At 75.3% G+C, this 17,541-nt stretch carries 2 protein-coding genes; both read left to right on the forward strand.

The features are described 5' to 3' along the window. Positions 1-81: 81 nt before the first annotated feature. Complete coding sequence (locus tag ABD343_RS36560) at positions 82-6,249, forward strand: type I polyketide synthase (RefSeq protein WP_344534637.1); 6,168 nt, start codon at positions 82-84, stop codon at positions 6,247-6,249. Between the two features lie 47 nt (positions 6,250-6,296). Further along, on the forward strand, positions 6,297-17,498 hold the full coding sequence (locus ABD343_RS36565; protein ID WP_344534639.1) for a type I polyketide synthase: 11,202 nt from the start codon (positions 6,297-6,299) through the stop codon (positions 17,496-17,498). Positions 17,499-17,541 lie beyond the last annotated feature (43 nt).

Below are 17,541 nucleotides of genomic sequence, written 5' to 3' on the forward strand. Positions count from 1 at the left end.
CCCGGCACCTCGCTCGCCTGGGGCTTCTGGGCGAACGCCAGCGGCATGACCGGGCAGCTCGGTTCCAGTGATGTGCGGCGGATGGCGCGTAACGGTGCGCTTCCGCTGGAACAGGCGGAGGGCGTGGCGCTGTTCGACCGGGCGTGTGCGGCGCCCGGCTCGGGGCTGTTCGTGCCGATCCAGTTCGACGTGCGCGGCCTGGCCGCGTCCGGCGCGGTGCCCGCGCTGCTGCGGAACGTCGTACGGGTCCCGGTGCGGCGGGCCGCGGCGGCGGCCGGTGAGGCGTCGTCCCTGCGGGAGCGGCTGGCCGGGCTGCCGGCGGAGGACCGCGAGCAGGTGCTGCTGGGCCTGGTGACGACCCAGGTCGCGGCCGTCCTGGGCTACGAGAGCGCGGACGCGATCCGTACCGATCAGGTCTTCAAGGACCTCGGGTTCGACTCGCTGACCGCCGTCGACCTGCGGAACCGGCTGAACGCGGCCACCGGACTGCGGCTGCCCGCCACCCTGGTCTTCGACTATCCGACGCCGCTCGCACTCGTCGGCTGTCTGCGCCAGGAACTGCTGGAGGACGGGACGGCCGCGGTCGTCCCCGTGGCGCGGGCCGCCGCCGACGGCGAGGAGGCCATCGCGATCGTCGGGATGGCCTGCCGCTACCCGGGCGGAGTCACGTCCCCGGAGGAGTTCTGGCGGCTCCTGGCGGCCGGTACGGACGCGATCTCCGAGTTCCCCGCCGACCGAGGCTGGGACACGGACCGGCTCTACGCCCCCGAGCCCGGACTGCCCGGCAGGACCTACACGCGCGAGGGCGGATTCCTCCACGACGCGGGCGAGTTCGACCCCGCGTTCTTCGGGATCTCGCCGCGCGAGGCCCTGGCCATGGATCCGCAGCAGCGGCTCCTGCTGGAGATGTCGTGGGAGGCAGTCGAGCGCGCCGGTATCGCCCCCGCGTCGCTGCGCGGCAGCCGTACGGGCGTCTTCACCGGGATCATGTACCACGACTACGGACTGCAGACCGACTCCGTACCGGAGGAGGTCGAAGGGCACCTCGGCACCGGGACCTCCGGGAGCGTGGCCTCCGGCCGCGTGGCGTACACGTTCGGCCTCGAAGGGGCCGCTGTCACCGTGGACACCGCCTGCTCGTCCTCGCTGGTCGCGCTGCACCAGGCGATGCAGTCCCTGCGGTCGGGGGAGTGCGAACTCGCGCTGGCGGGCGGCGCTTCGGTGATGGCGACCCCGAGCACGTTCGTCGACTTCTCGCGGCAGCGGAACCTGGCGAGCGACGGCCGGGTCAAGGCCTTCGCCGACGCGGCCGACGGCACGACCCTCTCCGAGGGCGCCGGGATGCTGCTGGTCGAGCGCCTCTCGGACGCGCGGCGCAACGGCCACCCGGTGCTCGCGGTGATACGGGGCTCCGCCGTCAACCAGGACGGCGCGTCGAACGGTCTGACGGCGCCGAACGGGCCGTCCCAGCAGCGCGTCATCCGCCAGGCCCTCGCGAACGCGCGTCTCTCCGCGACGGACGTGGACGCGGTCGAGGCGCACGGGACCGGAACGACGCTGGGCGACCCGATCGAGGCCCAGGCGCTCCTGGCGACATACGGCCAGGACCGCCCGGCCGACCAGCCGCTCTGGCTGGGCACCGTGAAGTCGAACATCGGGCACACGCAGGCCGCCGCCGGTGTGGCCGGCGTGATGAAGATGGTGCTGGCCATGCGGCACGGCGTACTGCCGCGGACCCTGCACGTCGACGAACCCTCCACGCACGTCGACTGGACGGCCGGGACGGTCGGACTTCTCGCCGAGCCGCGCGAATGGCCCGCCGCCGACCGTCCCCGACGGGCAGGCGTGTCGTCCTTCGGGATCAGCGGGACCAACGCGCACGTCGTCCTGGAGGAGCCGCCCGGCGCGGCGCCCGAGACCGGCACCGAGGACGACAGCAAGGGCGACAACGAGGGCGACAACGAAACCGCCACCGGGGTCGTCCCGTGGGTGCTGTCTGCCCGCACGGCGGAGTCCCTCGCCGCGCAGGCCGGACGGCTTGCGTCGTACGTGGCGGCACGGCCCGAGCTGAGCCCCCTCGACATCGGCCACTCGCTGGCCACCACCCGTACGTCGCTGGAGCACCGCACGGTGGTCCACGGCACCGACCGTACGGAACTCCTCGCCGCCCTCCGCACCGTGACCCCGACGCCTGAACCCACGGTCGCCGACGGCCGCGTGGGTGTCCTCTTCACGGGTCAGGGTGCGCAGCGGGTGGGGATGGGCCGGGAGCTGTACGAGGCGTATCCGGTCTTCGCCCGGGCCTGGGACGAGGTGTGCGGGGAGCTGGATGTGCATCTGCCCCGTCCGCTCGGCGAGGTCGTGTGGGGCGGCGAGGGTGAGCTGCTGGATCAGACGCAGTACGCGCAGGCGGCGCTGTTCGCGGTGGAGGTGGCGCTCTATCGGCTCGTGGGGTCGTATGGGGTGGCGCCCGAGGTGCTGCTCGGTCATTCCATTGGTGAGGTGACGGCGGCGTATCTGGCGGGTGTGTGGTCGTTGCCGGATGCGGCGAAGTTGGTTGCTGCGCGGGGGCGGTTGATGCAGGCGCTGCCGGACGGTGGCGTGATGGTCTCGGTGCGAGCCTCCGAGGAGCAGGTCCTCCCGCTCCTGGAGGGGCACGAGCAAGTCGGCATCGCGGCCGTCAACGGCCCGGCCTCCGTCGTGATCTCCGGCGCTGAAGACGCGGTCGAGCAGGTGGCCGCCGCGCTGGAGACGGAAGGGCACAAGGTCAAGCGGCTGCGCGTGAGCCATGCCTTCCACTCGCCGCTGATGGACCCGATGCTGGCCGACTTCCGCGCGGTGGCCGAGGAACTCACGTACGACGAACCGACCCTGCCCGTCGTCTCCAACCTCTCCGGCCGTATGGCGGAGCCCGGCGAGCTGTGCGACCCCGCCTACTGGGTCCGGCACGTGCGGGAAGCCGTCCGGTTCCACGACGGCATCGGCGCCGCGCACGCGGAGGGCGTCACGACCTTCCTCGAACTCGGGCCCGACGGCGTGCTGTCCGTGATGGGGCAGGACTGCTTGCCGCCGGAGGCGGCCGTATTGCTGCCGAGCCTGCGCAAGGACCGGGACGAGCCCGAAGCCGTCGTCCAGGCGCTGGGCGGGCTGTGGTCGCGCGGCGTCGCGGTCGACTGGACGCCGTTCTTCCCGGGTGCCCGGACCGTGGAGTTGCCGACGTACGCGTTCCAGCGCAAGCGGTACTGGCTGAAGGCGAGCGCCGGGGCCGGTGACATGACCGCCGTGGGGCTGGGCGAGGCGGGGCATCCGCTGCTCGGTGCGGCGGTGACGTTGCCGGACTCGGTGGTGCTGACCGGGCGGCTCTCGCTGACCACCCACCCCTGGCTCGCCGACCACACCGTCATGGACACGGTGCTGCTGCCCGGCGCCGCCCTGGTCGAACTGGCTCTCCAAGCCGGCGACCGGCTCGGCTGCGACCTCATCGAGGAGCTGACCCTGCAGGAGCCGCTGGTGCTGCCGGAGCGCGGCGGCGTGCAGCTCCGCGTGGTCGTCGCGGAGCCGGACGACGACGGGCGCCGCCAACTGACCGTGTACGCGCGGCCGGAGGAGGCCGCGGAGGAGGAGAGCTGGGCGCGGCACGCCGTCGGCGTCCTCGCGGCCGGGAGTCCACTGCCGATCGGCAGTGCGGAGAGCGGCGAGGCCTGGCTGCCCGAAGGGGCCGAGCCCGTCTCCGTGGACGGCTTCTACGACGAGCTGGCCGCAGCGGGCTTCGGGTACGGCCCCCTCTTCCAGGGCGTCCGGGCCGTATGGCGGCACGAGGGATCCGTATACGCCGAGGTCGCCCTTCCGGAGGACGCGGCCGCCGACGCGGCGAAGTTCGCACTGCACCCGGCACTGCTCGACGCCGCGCTGCAGACCGTCGGACTGCTGGACAACGTCGCCGCGGGGCTGCCGTTCGCGTGGACCGGCGTCCGGCTGCACACGGCGGGCGCGGGCGCGGGCGCGGGTGCGGGCGGGGGCGCGCTGCGCGCCACGCTCACGCCCGCCGACGACGGTGTGCGCGTCGAGGTGTGCGACGCCGCCGGAGCCCTCGTGGCGTCGGTCGGCTCGATGACCGTACGGCCCGTACGCGCGGAGCAACTTGCCGCCGATCGCGGCGAGTCGATGCTGCGGCTGCGCTGGATCTCGCCGCCGGTACCGGACGCGGCAGAGGTGGCCACCGGGGACTGGGCGGTGGTCGGCGAGCACGGTACGGGCCTCAAGGCGGTACCCGAGGTGCCCGTGCTCGACTGGGGCGCGCTCGCGAAGGCCGCCGCCCAGGACGACGTCCCGGGCACGGTGCTGTGGTCCGTGCCGGACGCCGGGCCCGGGCCCGGGCCCGGACAGGAGGATATGGCCGAGGCCGCGCACCGGGTCGCGCGCCTGGTGCTGGAGCGGCTCCAGGGCTGGCTCGCGGAGGAGCGGTACGAGGACACGCGGCTGGTGATCCTCACCCGCGGCGCGGCCCAGGTGGACGGCGAGGCCGTCTCCCCGGCGGCCGCGGCGGTCTGGGGGCTCGTGCGGTCCGCGCAGTCGGAGCACCCGGGCCGGATCGTCCTGATCGACCTCGACGCCGGCACCGACCTCGACACCGGCCAGGGCCTCGACACCGGCCAGGGCCTCGACACCGGCCAGGGCCTCGACACCGGCCTCGACCTCGGCGAGGAGAGCCGGGGCGCCCTCCTCTCCGCCGTCGCCTCCGGCGAACCGCAACTGGCCCTGCGCGGCGGCCGGGTGCTCGTGCCCAGGCTCGCCCGGAGCGCGGCGCCCGCCCACGAGGGCGTGCCGGGCTGGAGCAGCGAGGGCACCGTACTGATCACCGGGGGCACCGGCGCGCTGGGCGCCCTGGTGGCACGGCATCTGGTGGCCGAGCACGGCGTACGGCACCTGCTCCTGCTGAGCCGCAAGGGCCCGGGGGCCGAGGGTGCCGGGGAGCTGCGGGAGGAACTCACCGGGCTCGGGGCCCGCGTGGAGATCGCCGCCTGCGACGCCTCCGACCGCGACGCGCTGGCACGCGTCCTCGACGGCCTGCCCGACGAGGCGCCGCTGACGGGCGTGGTGCACACGGCGGGCGTCCTGGACGACGGGGTGATCGGCTCGCTCACCGCCGAACGGCTCGACGCCGTACTGCGGCCCAAGGCCGACGCGGCCGTGCACCTGCACGAGCTGACCCGGGAGCGGGACCTCGACCTGTCCGCCTTCGTGCTGTTCTCCTCGGCGGCGGGCCTGCTGGGGGCGCCGGGGCAGGCCAACTACGCGGCGGCCAACAGCTTCCTGGACGCCCTCGCGGGGCACCGCCGTGCGCTGGGTCTCCCGGCGGTCTCCCTCGCGTGGGGCCGCTGGGCCGACACCAGCGAGATGACGGGCGGGCTCGACGAGGCCGACCTGCGGCGGATGAGCAGCGGCGGCATCGACGCGCTGACCTCCGCCGAAGGGCTGGCCCTGTTCGACGCCGCCACAGCCGCCACCGCGGGCGGGACCGACACGACCGAAGGGACCGGCGGACGCGGCGGCGACGGCGGAACGGACCTCGCGGACGGCCTGCTGATGCCCGTGCGGCTCAACACCGCCGCGCTGCACGCCCGTGCCGCCGAGGGGATGCTGCCGCCGGTCATGCGGGACCTGGTCCGGACGCGCGTACGCCGTCCGGGCGCCGGTGCGCAGGCCGCGGCCGAGGACCTGAGCCGTCGGCTCGCCGGGCTCGGCGACCCCGAGCGGCAGCAGCTCGTGCTCACGGTGGTGCGTACACAGGTGGCCGCCGTGCTGGGCTACTCCGGTCCGGAGGAAGTCCCCGGCGGACGGCCCTTCAGCGAGCTGGGCTTCGACTCGCTGACCGCCGTGGAGCTGCGCAACACCCTCACCGCGGTCACCGGACTGCGGCTGCCGGCCACCTTGGTCTTCGACTACCCGACCTCGGACGTCCTGGCCGAGAAGCTCTGCGCGGAGCTGCTCGGCGAACGCGAGGAGCGGTCCGGCCTCCTCGCCGCCTTCGCCGGGCTCGACCGGCTCGAACTCTCGCTGCCCGCGCTCGCCGCCGACGAGGGCGCCCGCGACCGGCTCGCCGTCCGGCTCCAGAGCATCCTGGCGGGGCTGTCCGGGGCGGACGGGGCGCGGGAGGACGACGGGGCGGGGGCGGTCGCCGCGACGCTGGACGCGGCGAGCGACGACGAGGTCTTCGACTTCATTGAGCGAGAGTTCGGGAGTTCCTGATATGGCACGCGCACACGTCACGGGCGTCACCTGGGGGGCCGCAGCAGATGGCGAATGAGGAGAAGCTCCGCGAGTATCTCAAGCGGATGACGGCCGATCTCTACGAGACGCGGCAACGCCTCCAGGAGGCCCAGGAGAAGGCCCAGGAGCAGAACCACGAGCCGCTCGCCATCGTGGGGATGAGCTGCCGCTACCCGGGCGGGGCCGGCTCTCCCGAGGACCTGTGGAGGCTGCTCGACTCCGGGGGCGAGGGCATCACGGAGTTCCCCGTCGACCGGGGCTGGGACACGGAGGCCCTGTACGACCCGACGGGCCGGACCGAGGGCACCTCGTACGCGAAGGAGGGCGGCTTCCTGCACGAGGCGGGCGACTTCGACCCCGCCTTCTTCGGGATCGGCCCCAAGGACGCCGCCGCGGTCGACCCGCAGCAGCGGCTGCTCCTGGAGACCTCCTGGGAGGCGCTGGAGCGGGCCGGGATCGACCCGGCCGGCCTGCGCGGCAGCCGGACCGGGGTGTTCGCCGGGCTGATGTACCACGACTACTTCGGCAGCACCAGCTCCGGTTCCGCGCTCTCCGGGCGGGTCGCGTACAGCTTCGGCTTCGAGGGTCCCGCGCTGACCGTGGACACCGCGTGCTCCTCCTCGCTGGTGGCCCTCCACCTGGCCGGGCACGCGCTCCGCAAGGGCGACTGCTCGCTCGCGCTGGTCGGAGGGGTGACCGTGATGGCCACCCCGTGGACCTTCGTCGAGTTCTCCCGGCAGCGCGGCCTGGCCGCCGACGGCCGGTGCAAGTCCTTCGCGGACGCGGCGGACGGCACCGGCTGGGCCGAGGGCGCCGGTGTGCTGCTGGTGGAGAAGCTCTCCGACGCGCGGCGGAACGGGCACCCGGTCCTGGCCGTCGTGCGCGGCACCGCCGTCAACTCGGACGGCGCGTCGAACGGGATGAGCGCCCCGAACGGCCCCGCCCAGCAGCGCGTCATCGAACAGGCCCTGGTCAACGCCGGGCTGGGCCCCGCCCAGATCGACGCCGTCGAGGCGCACGGCACGGGCACGACGCTCGGCGACCCGATCGAGGCGCAGGCCCTGCTGGCGACGTACGGGCAGGACCGCCCCGACGGCCGGCCGCTCTGGCTCGGCTCGGTCAAGTCGAACATCGGGCACACCCAGGCCGCCGCGGGCGTCGCCGGGATCATGAAGATGGTGCTGGCCATGCGGCACGGCGTCCTGCCCAGGACGCTGCACGTGGACCGGCCCTCCTCCCACGTGGACTGGGCCGAGGGCGCGGTCGAGCTGCTCACCGACGCGCGCGAGTGGCCGCGGACCGGGCAGCCCCGCCGGGCCGGGGTGTCCTCGTTCGGCTTCAGCGGCACCAACGCGCATGTCGTGCTCGAACAGCCGGCAGAGGCGGCAGAGGCGGCAGAGGCGGAAGAAGCGGCGGACGCGGCGGAGACGGAACTCGCCGCCACCGGTACGGAACCCGGTACCGGTACCGGTACCGGTACCGGTACCGAGGGCGGCACCGGGCCGGTGCCGTGGGTGCTGTCCGCCCGTTCCGCCGACGCGCTCGCCGCACAGGCAGGGCGGATCGCCGCCCACGCCGAGAGCCACCCCGAGGCCGCCCCCGCGGACCTCGGCTGGTCGCTGGTCAACACCCGCTCGGCGCTGGAGCACCGCGCGGTGGTCGTCGGCACCGACCGGGACGGCCTGCTGGCCGCCGCCCGCGCGCTGTCCGCCGGGCGGAGGCCCGCCGGTACGGTCGCCGACGTCGTCTCCGACGGCAGGCTCGGCGTCCTCTTCACCGGCCAGGGCGCGCAGCGCGCGGGGATGGGCCGGGAGCTGTACGGGACGTATCCCGTGTTCGCCCGTGCCTGGGACGAGGTGTGCGGGGAGCTGGACGCGCACCTGCCCCGCCCGCTCGGCGAGGTCGTGTGGGGCGACGAGGACGGACCGCTGGACCGGACGCGATACGCCCAGGCCGGGCTCTTCGCCTTCGAGACCGCGCTCTACCGCCTGGTCGAGTCCTGGGGGCTGAGGCCCGAGGTGCTGCTCGGCCACTCCATCGGCGAGGTGACGGCGGCGTATCTGGCCGGGGTGTGGTCGCTCGCCGACGCGGCGAAGCTCGTCGCCGCCCGGGGCCGGTTGATGCAGGCGCTGCCGGACGGCGGCGTGATGGTCTCCGTACGGGCCTCCGAGGAACAGGTCGTCCCGTTCCTGGAGGGGCACGACGACATAGGTGTCGCGGCCGTCAACGGCCCCGCCTCCGTCGTCATTTCCGGCGCCGAGGAAGCGGTCGAGCAGGTGGCCGCCGCGCTGGAGGCGCAAGGGCACAAGGTCAAGCGGCTGCGCGTGAGCCATGCCTTCCACTCGCCGCTGATGGACCCGATGCTGGCCGACTTCCGCGCGGTGGCCGAGGAACTCACCTACAGCGAACCGACCCTGCCCGTCGTCTCCAACCTCTCCGGCCGTATGGCGGAGCCCGGCGAGCTGTGCGACCCCGCCTACTGGGTCCGGCACGTGCGGGAAGCCGTCCGGTTCCACGACGGCATCGGCGCCGCCCACGCGGAAGGCGTCACGACCTTCCTCGAACTCGGGCCCGGCGGCGTGCTCTCGGCCATGGGCCAGGAGTGCCTCCCCGGCCACGACACCGTCCGGTTCCTGCCCGCCCTGCGGGAGAACCGTGCCGAGCCCGTGGAGCTGCTGGAGGCGGTCGGCGGTGCGTACGCGCGGGGGGCCGCCGTCGACTGGAACCCGCTGCTCACCGGCGGGCGCCGGGTCGAACTGCCCACCTACCCCTTCCAGCGGCGGCGGTACTGGCTGGACGAGGCCGCCCTCACCGGCGGGGAGGACCGCCCCGCCGCCGCTGACGACGCCCCCTTCTGGGACCTGGTCGCCCGCGAGGACCTGCCCGAACTGCTGCGCGCCCTGGAGCTGGACGAGGACCAGCCGCTCGGTGCGGTCCTGCCCGCGCTGTCCGCGTGGCGCCGCCGCCGGGAGCACGCGTCGACGGCGGACCGGTGGGCGTACCGGATCGTGTGGAAGCCCGTGCCGGCCGGCACCGCCGCGCCCACCGGCACCGCCACCCTCGGCGGCACCTGGATCCTGGCCGGACCGGACGAGGGCGGCCGCGTCGAGGAGGCGCTCACCGCGCACGGCGCCGACGTCGTACGACTGGAACTCGGTGGCGGAAGGGAGGAACTGGCCGCGCGGCTGCGGGAGTTCCCCGCCGAGGTCGCCGGGGTGCTGGCCCGGCCGACCGTCACCGAGGCCCTGGCCCTGGTGCAGGCGCTGGAGGACGCCGGGACCGGCGCGCCCCTGTGGTGCGTCACCGGCGGCGCGGTGTCCACCGGCGCGGCCGATCCGCTGCGGGAGCCGGAGCAGGCCCAGGTGTGGGGGTTCGGCAGGACCGTCGCGCTGGAGCAGCCCGACCGCTGGGGCGGACTCGTCGACCTGCCCGAGGAGCTGGACGCGACGGCCGCGGCACGGCTGTGCGCGCTGCTGGCGGGGGCCGGTGACGAGGACCAGCTCGCGATCAGGCCGTCCGGGGTGTTCGCCCGGCGGCTGGTACGCGCTCGCCTCCGCCGGGACGCCGCGCCCTGGAAGCCCCGCGGCACCGTGCTGATCACCGGCGGCACCGGCGCCCTGGGCGCCGCCTGTGCCCGCTGGTGCGCCGCGAACGGGGCCGAGCGCCTGGTGCTCACCAGCCGCCGCGGCCCCGACGCGCCCGGCAGCGGCGAGCTGGCGGCCGAACTCACCGCGCTCGGCGCCGAGGTCGCCCTCGCCGCCTGCGACGCGGCCGACCGGGACGGCCTCGCGCGGCTCCTCGACGGGCTGCCCGAGCCGCCCTCGGCGGTGCTGCACATCGCGGGCACCGGCGGGCCGCTCGTGCCCGCCGCCGAGCTGGACGGCGCCGACCTCGACGCGGTCCTCTCCTCCAAGGTCACCGGCGCCGCCCACCTGGACGCGCTCCTCGGGGACCGGCAGCTCGACGCCTTCGTGCTGTTCTCCTCCGTCGCCGGGGTCTGGGGCAGCGGCGGCCAGGCGGGCTACGGCGCGGCCAACGCCTACCTCGACGCCCTGGCCGAGGAGCGCCGGGCCCGAGGGCTCACCGCCACCTCGCTGGCCTGGGCCCCCTGGGGCGGGGGCGGTCTCGCGGAGGACGCGGCCCTCCAGGAGCAGCTCCGGCAGCGCGGGCTTCCCGCGATGGCGCCGGAGCCCGCGCTCACCGCGCTCGCGGCGGCGCTCGGCCAGGACGAGACCTGCCTGACCGTGGCCGACGTCGACTGGGACCGCTTCGTCCCCGGCTTCACCTTCGTACGGCCCAGCCCGCTCCTCGCCGAACTGCCCGAGGCGCGGCGCCTGCTGGACGGCGGGGGCGGCGCGACCGGCGGCACGGACGGTACCGCGCCCGCCGACTCGGCCCTGCGCCGGGAGCTGGCCGGGCTGGACGACGCGGACCGCGACAGGGCGCTGACGGACTTCGTCCGTACGCAGATCGCGGACGTCCTCGGCTACGACAGCCCCGGACTCATCGACCCGGCAAGGGCGTTCAAGGACCTCGGCTTCGACTCGCTGAGCGCCGTGGAGTTCCGCAACCGGCTCACCACCGCCTCGGGGCTCGCCCTCCCCGCCACGATGATCTTCGACTACCCGACCCCGGCGGTCCTCGTGCGCCGCCTGCGGGACGAGATCACGGACTCCGCAGCCACCTCCTCGTACGCACCGGTCGCCGTCGCGGCGTCCGACGAGCCCATCGCCATCGTCGGCATGGGCTGCCGGCTGCCCGGCGGAGTGCGCGGCCCCGAGCAGTTGTGGGAGCTGCTGGCCGAGGGGCGGGACGGGATCACCCCGTTCCCCGCAGACCGCGGCTGGGACACCGAGGGCATCTACGACAGCGACCCCGAACGGGCGGGCGGGAGCTACGTGCGGCACGGCGGGTTCGTCGACGGGCTGGCCGACTTCGACGCCGACTTCTTCGAGATCAGCCCGCGCGAGGCGCTCTCGATGGACCCGCAGCAGCGGATGCTGCTCGAAGTGGCCTGGGAGGCCGTCGAGACGGCCGGGATCGACCCGACGACCGTGCACGGCACCGACACCGGGGTGTTCGTCGGCGCCAACGGCAACGACTACATGAGCGTCCTGGCCGGAGCCGGGCAGGGGCCCGACGGGTTCCTGGGCACCGGCACCAGCTACAGCGTGATGTCCGGCCGGGTCGCCTACGCCCTCGGGCTCGAAGGCCCCACGATGACCGTCGACAGCGCCTGCTCCTCCTCGCTGGTGGCGCTGCACCTGGCCGCCGCGGCGCTGCGCGCGGGGGAGTGCTCGCTGGCCCTGGCGGGCGGCGTGACGCTGATGACGACCCCCGGGTCCTTCATCGAGTTCAGCAGGCTGCGCGGGCTGGCCCCCGACGGCCGGTGCAAGGCGTTCGCGGAGGGCGCCGACGGCACCAACTGGGGCGAGGGCGTCGGCGTCCTGCTCGTCGAACGGCTCTCCGACGCGCGGCGCCACGGACACCCGGTGCTCGCCGTGGTCCGGGGCTCCGCGATCAACCAGGACGGCGCCTCGAACGGGCTGACCGCGCCCAACGGCCCCTCGCAGGCCCGGGTGATCCGGCAGGCCCTCGCCTCCGCCGGGCTCGCGGCGTCCGAGGTGGACGCCGTCGAGGCGCACGGCACCGGGACGAGCCTCGGCGACCCGATCGAGGCGCAGGCGCTGCTCGCGACGTACGGGGCCGAGCGGTCCGGGGACGAGCCGCTCTGGCTCGGCTCCGTCAAGTCGAACATCGGGCACACCCAGGCCGCCGCCGGTGTCGCCGGTGTCATCAAGATGGTGCTGGCCATGCGGCACGGGCTGCTGCCGAAGACGCTGCACGTGGACGCGCCCTCGTCCCACGTGGACTGGTCCAGCGGCGCGGTGGAGCTGGTGACGGAGGCCCGGCCCTGGCCCGGCGCCGACCGGCCCCGGCGCGCGGGGGTGTCCTCGTTCGGCTTCAGCGGCACCAACGCCCACCTGATCCTGGAGCAGGCCCCGGAGCCGGACCTTGCCCTCGTGGAGCCCGCCCTCCCGGAGCCCGCCGGACCGGGGGACTCCGAGGGCGGCCCGGCGGAGGAGGAGCCGCTGGCGTGGGTGGTGTCCGGCAGGACCCCGCGGGCGCTCGCCGCCCAGGCCGCACGGCTGGAGGAGCACCTCGCGGCCGTACCGGACGCGGGGCCCGCGGACCTGGCCTGGTCGCTGCTCACCTCGCGGTCGGCGTTCGAGCACCGCGCCGCGGTCATCGGCAGCGGGCTCGACGACCTCCGGAACGGCCTGAGGGCGCTCGCCCGGGAAGAGACGGGGGCCGCCGGGGGCGAGGTGGTGACCGGCCGGGCCACCACCGGCGCGTTCGCCCTGATGTTCACCGGGCAGGGCGCCCAGCGTGCCGGGATGGGCGCCGGGCTGCACCGCCGCCACCCCGTCTTCGCGCGGGCCTTCGACGAGGTTGCCGCCGAGCTGGACCGCTGGCTGCCCCGGCCCCTCCGGGATGTCGCGTGGGCCGGGCCCGGCTCCCCGGACGCCGAGCTGCTGGACCGGACGCAGTACACCCAGGCCGCGCTGTTCGCCGTCGAGGTCGCCCTCTACCGGCTGCTGGAGTCCTGGGGCGTACGCCCCGACCGGCTCATCGGCCACTCCATCGGCGAGATCGTCGCGGCCCACGTCGCGGGGGTGTGGTCCCTGCCGGACGCCTGCGCCCTGGTCGCCGCCCGAGGCCGGCTGATGCAGGAACTGCCGTCCGACGGCGCGATGGTGTCGGTCCGCGCCACGGAGGCCGAGGTCGCCGCGCTGCTCGAAGGGCGCGAGGACGAGGTCGGCATCGCCGCCGTCAACGGCCCCGCCTCCGTGGTGATCTCGGGTGTGGAGAAGGCCGTCCTGGAGGTCGCGGAGACCCTCTCCGCCTCGGGCGCCACCACCAGACGCCTGACCGTCAGCCACGCCTTCCACTCCCCGCTGATGGAACCCATGCTGGACGAGTTCCGGCACACGCTGGCGGGGCTGGAGTTCCGGCCGCCCCGGACGGAGATCGTCTCCAACGTCACCGGCAGGCCCCTCACCGCCGAGGAGGCGTGCTCCCCGGACTACTGGACCCGCCATGTGCGCGGCGCCGTGCGGTTCTGCGACGGGGTGCGCGCCCTGGAGGACGCCGGCGTACGGACGTTCCTCGAAGTCGGCCCGGACGGCGTGCTGTCCGGGATGGGCCAGGAGTGCGTGACCGGCGAGGACACCGCCCTGGTGCCCACGCTGCGCCGGGACCGCGCCGAGGACGTGGCCGCGCTGACCGGACTGGCCCGGCTGCACCTGCGGGGCGTCCCCGTCGACTGGCGTGCCGTCCTCGCCGGGCGCGGCGCGCGCCGCGTGGACCTGCCCACGTATGCCTTCCAGGGCGAGCGCCACTGGCCCCGGCCCTCGGGCGCCGCCGGTGACGTCGCCGCCGCCGGGCTCGGCCCGGCCGGGCATCCGCTGCTCGGCGCCGCCGTCGAGGTCGCGGGCTCCGACGAGTTCCTCTTCACCGGGCGGATCGGCACCCACAGCCACCCCTGGCTCGCCGACCACGCCATCGGCGACCTGGTCCTGCTGCCCGGCACCGCGTTCGTCGAGATGGCGGTACGGGCCGGAGACGAGGTCGGCTGCGGACTGCTGGAGGAGCTGACGCTCGCGGCGCCGCTGGCGCTGCCCGAACGCGGCGCCGTGCGGCTCCAGATCGCCGTCGGCGCGGCGGACGAGGAGGGCCGCCGCTCGCTGAGCGTCCACTCCCGGCGGGAGCGGGACGCCGCCGGGCAGGACTGGGTCCGGCACGCCACCGGCGTACTCGCCCCCGCGGGCACCTCGGGCGCCCCCGCACCCGACGCCGGGACGGCCTGGCCCCCGGCCGGGGCCGAACCGCTCGACACCGCGGACTACTACCCCCGCCTCGCCGAGGCCGGGATGCGCTACGGCCCCGCCTTCCAGGGGCTGCGCGCCGCCTGGCGGCGGGACGACGAGGTCTTCGCCGAGGTCGCGCTGCCCGGCACGGCCGCCGAGGACGCCGCCTCCTTCGGCCTGCACCCCGCGCTGCTGGACGCCGCGCTGCACGCGGCCGGGCTGGGCCCGTTCTTCGACGGGGAGGGCGGGGCGCGGCTCCCGTTCGCCTGGAGCGGCCTGACGCTGCACGCCGCGGGCGCCCACACCCTGCGCGTACGGATCGCGCCCGCCGGTACGGACGCCGTCTCGGTGGCGGCGGCCGACGAGACGAACGCGCCCGTCGCCACCGTCGACTCCCTGGTGCTGCGCGCCCAGGACCCGTCGGCGGCGGTGGCGGCGCCCTCGCTGCCCGACTCGCTGTACCGCACCGACTGGCCCGTGGTCGCCGCCGAACCCGCCGACACCACGGCGTGGGCGGTCCTCGGGGTGCTCGACGGGGCGCCGGAGGCGGCCGAGTGCTACGCCGACCTGGCCGCGCTGACCGCCGCGCTCGACGCGGGCGCCCCTGCGCCGGAGGTGGTGCTCGTCCCCTGCGTCACGCCCGCCACGGGCGCCACCGACGCGGATGCCGCGGAACGCGCCGACGCGGGCGGCGTCAGCGACGTACTGCCCGTCCGCGTACGGGAGATGACCGGCCGCATGCTCGCGCTGGCCGCCGACTGGCTGGCCGACGAGCGCCTGGAGCACACCAGGCTGGCCGTCGTCACGCGCGGCGCCGTCGCGACGCACGCCGACGAGGGCGTCGCGGACCTCGCCGCGGCACCGGTGTGGGGCCTGCTGCGCTCCGCGCAGTCGGAGAACCCGGAGCGGATCGTCCTCGTCGACACGGACGGCACCGGCGGCCCCGGGGCGCTCGCCGCCGCGCTCGGCTCCGGCGAGCCCCAGCTCGCCGTCCGCGCGGGCGAGCTGCGCACCCCGCGGCTGGCGCCGCTCGCCTCGGGCGGTGCCCTCGTGCCCCCGGCCGGGGACGCCGCGTGGAAGCTGGACGTCACCAGCTCCGGCACCTTCGACAACCTCGCCCTCGTCCCCTCGGACGCGGACCGCGAGCTGGCACCCGGCGAGGTACGGATCGGGGTACGCGCCGCGGGCCTGAACTTCCGCGACGTCATGATCGCGCTCGGCATGTACCCGGAGAAGGCCGCCATGGGCATCGAGGCCGCGGGCGTCGTCCTCGAAACCGGCCCCGGCGTCGCGGACTTCGCCCCCGGCGACCGCGTGATCGGCATGTTCGCGGGCGCCTTCGGGCCCGTGGCCGTCACCGACGGCCGCATGCTGGCGCGGATCCCCGACGACTGGTCCTACGTGCGGGCCGCCTCCGTGCCGATCGTCTTCTCCACCGCCTACTACGGCCTGGTCGAGCTGGGCGGACTGCAGGCCGGGGAATCGGTCCTGGTGCACAACGCGGCGGGCGGGGTCGGCATGGCCGCCGTGCAGCTCGCCCGGCACCTGGGCGCCGAGGTCTTCGGCACGGCCAGCACCGGCAAGTGGGACACCCTGCGGGAGAGCGGCCTCGACGAGGAGCACATCGCCTCCTCCCGCGACCTCGACTTCGAGGAGAAGTTCCGCCGTACGACCGGCGGGCGCGGCATGGACGTCGTCCTGGACGCGCTGGCCCGCGAGTTCGTGGACGCCTCGCTGCGGCTGATGCCGCGCGGCGGCAGGTTCCTGGAGATGGGCAAGACCGACGTGCGGACCCCGGAGGAGGTCGCCGACGCCCACCCCGGCGTCACGTACCAGGCCTTCGACCTCATGGGCGCCGGTCCGCAGCGGGTCGGCGAGGTGCTGCGCGAGGTGGTGCGGCTCCTCGACTCCGGCGCGCTGCGGCCCGTCCCGGTCACCACCTGGGACGTACGGCGGGCCCCGGACGCCTTCCGGTACCTGGCCAAGGCCCGGCACACCGGCAAGCTCGTCCTCACCATGCCCGAGACCCTCGACGAGCGGGGCACGGTGCTCGTCACCGGCGGCACCGGCACCCTCGGCGGGCTGGCGGCACGGCGCCTGGTGACCGAGCACGGCGCCCGGCGCCTGCTGCTCACCAGCCGCGCGGGCCGCGCCGCCGACGGCGCCGAGGAGCTGGAGGACGAACTGCGGGCGCTCGGCGCCGAGGTGGAGATCGCCGCCTGCGACGCGGCCGACCGCGCCGCGCTGCGCGACCTCCTCGCGGCCGTCCCCGACGACCGTCCGCTGACCGCCGTGGTGCACACCGCCGGTGTGCTGGACGACGGGGTGATCGGCTCCCTGACCCCGGAACGGCTCGACACGGTGCTGCGGCCCAAGGTCGACGCCGCGGTGAACCTGCACGAACTCACCGCCGGACAGGACCTCGCCGCCTTCGTGCTGTACTCCGCCGCGGCGGGCACGTTCGGCGGCGCCGGACAGGCCAACTACGCGGCGGCGAACGTGTTCCTCGACGCGCTGGCCGCGTCCCGGCGGGCCGAGGGCCTGCCCGCCACCGCCCTCGCCTGGGGGCTGTGGGAGGAGACCAGCGGCATCACCCGGCACCTCGACGAGGCCGACGTACGGCGCATGAGCCGCGCCGGGATGCCCCCGCTGTCCACCGAGGAGGGCATGACGCTCCTCGACGCGGCACTGCGTGCCGACGAACCGGCCCTGCTGCCCGCGCGGCTGGACGTCTCGGTCTTCCGCGGCGCGCCCCCCGAGGCCGTACCGCCCCTGCTGCGGGGCCTGGTCAAGGCGACGGGACGGCGGACCGTCGCGGCGGCCACCCGCTCGGCGGACGACTTCGCCCAGCGGCTGACGGGCCTGACGGCCGAGGAGATCGACGAGGTACTGACGGGCTTCGTCCGGGAACAGGCCGCGGCCGTCCTCGGCTTCGGCACACCGGACGCGGTGGAACCGGGCCGCGCGTTCAACGAGATGGGCTTCGACTCGCTCACCGCCGTCGAGTTCCGCAACCGGCTCAACGGCGCCGCCGGGCTCCGGCTGCCCGCCACGCTGATCTTCGACTACCCCAACGTGGAGGTGCTGGCCGCGCACCTCAAGGAGACCCTGGCCCCCGAGGCCGCCGACCCCGCGACCGTGGTGCTCGGCGAGCTCGAACGCCTGGAGAGCGCCCTCGCCGCGGTCTCCCCGGACGAGGGCGCGGGCGCCTCCATCACCAGCCGGTTGCAGGCCCTCACCAAGGCGTGGGAGGACCGCCGGTCCACGGCAGGCACGACCGACGTCAAGGACAGGCTCCAGGCGGCGAGCACCGACGAGGTCTTCGCGTTCATCAACGACGAACTCGGGCTCTCATGACACGCGAACCGGCGACCGACAAGGAAGGCGCGCCTGATGGCGG

It is taken from the genome of Streptomyces albiaxialis, from assembly GCF_039530985.1.
GTDB lineage: Bacteria > Actinomycetota > Actinomycetes > Streptomycetales > Streptomycetaceae > Streptomyces > Streptomyces albiaxialis.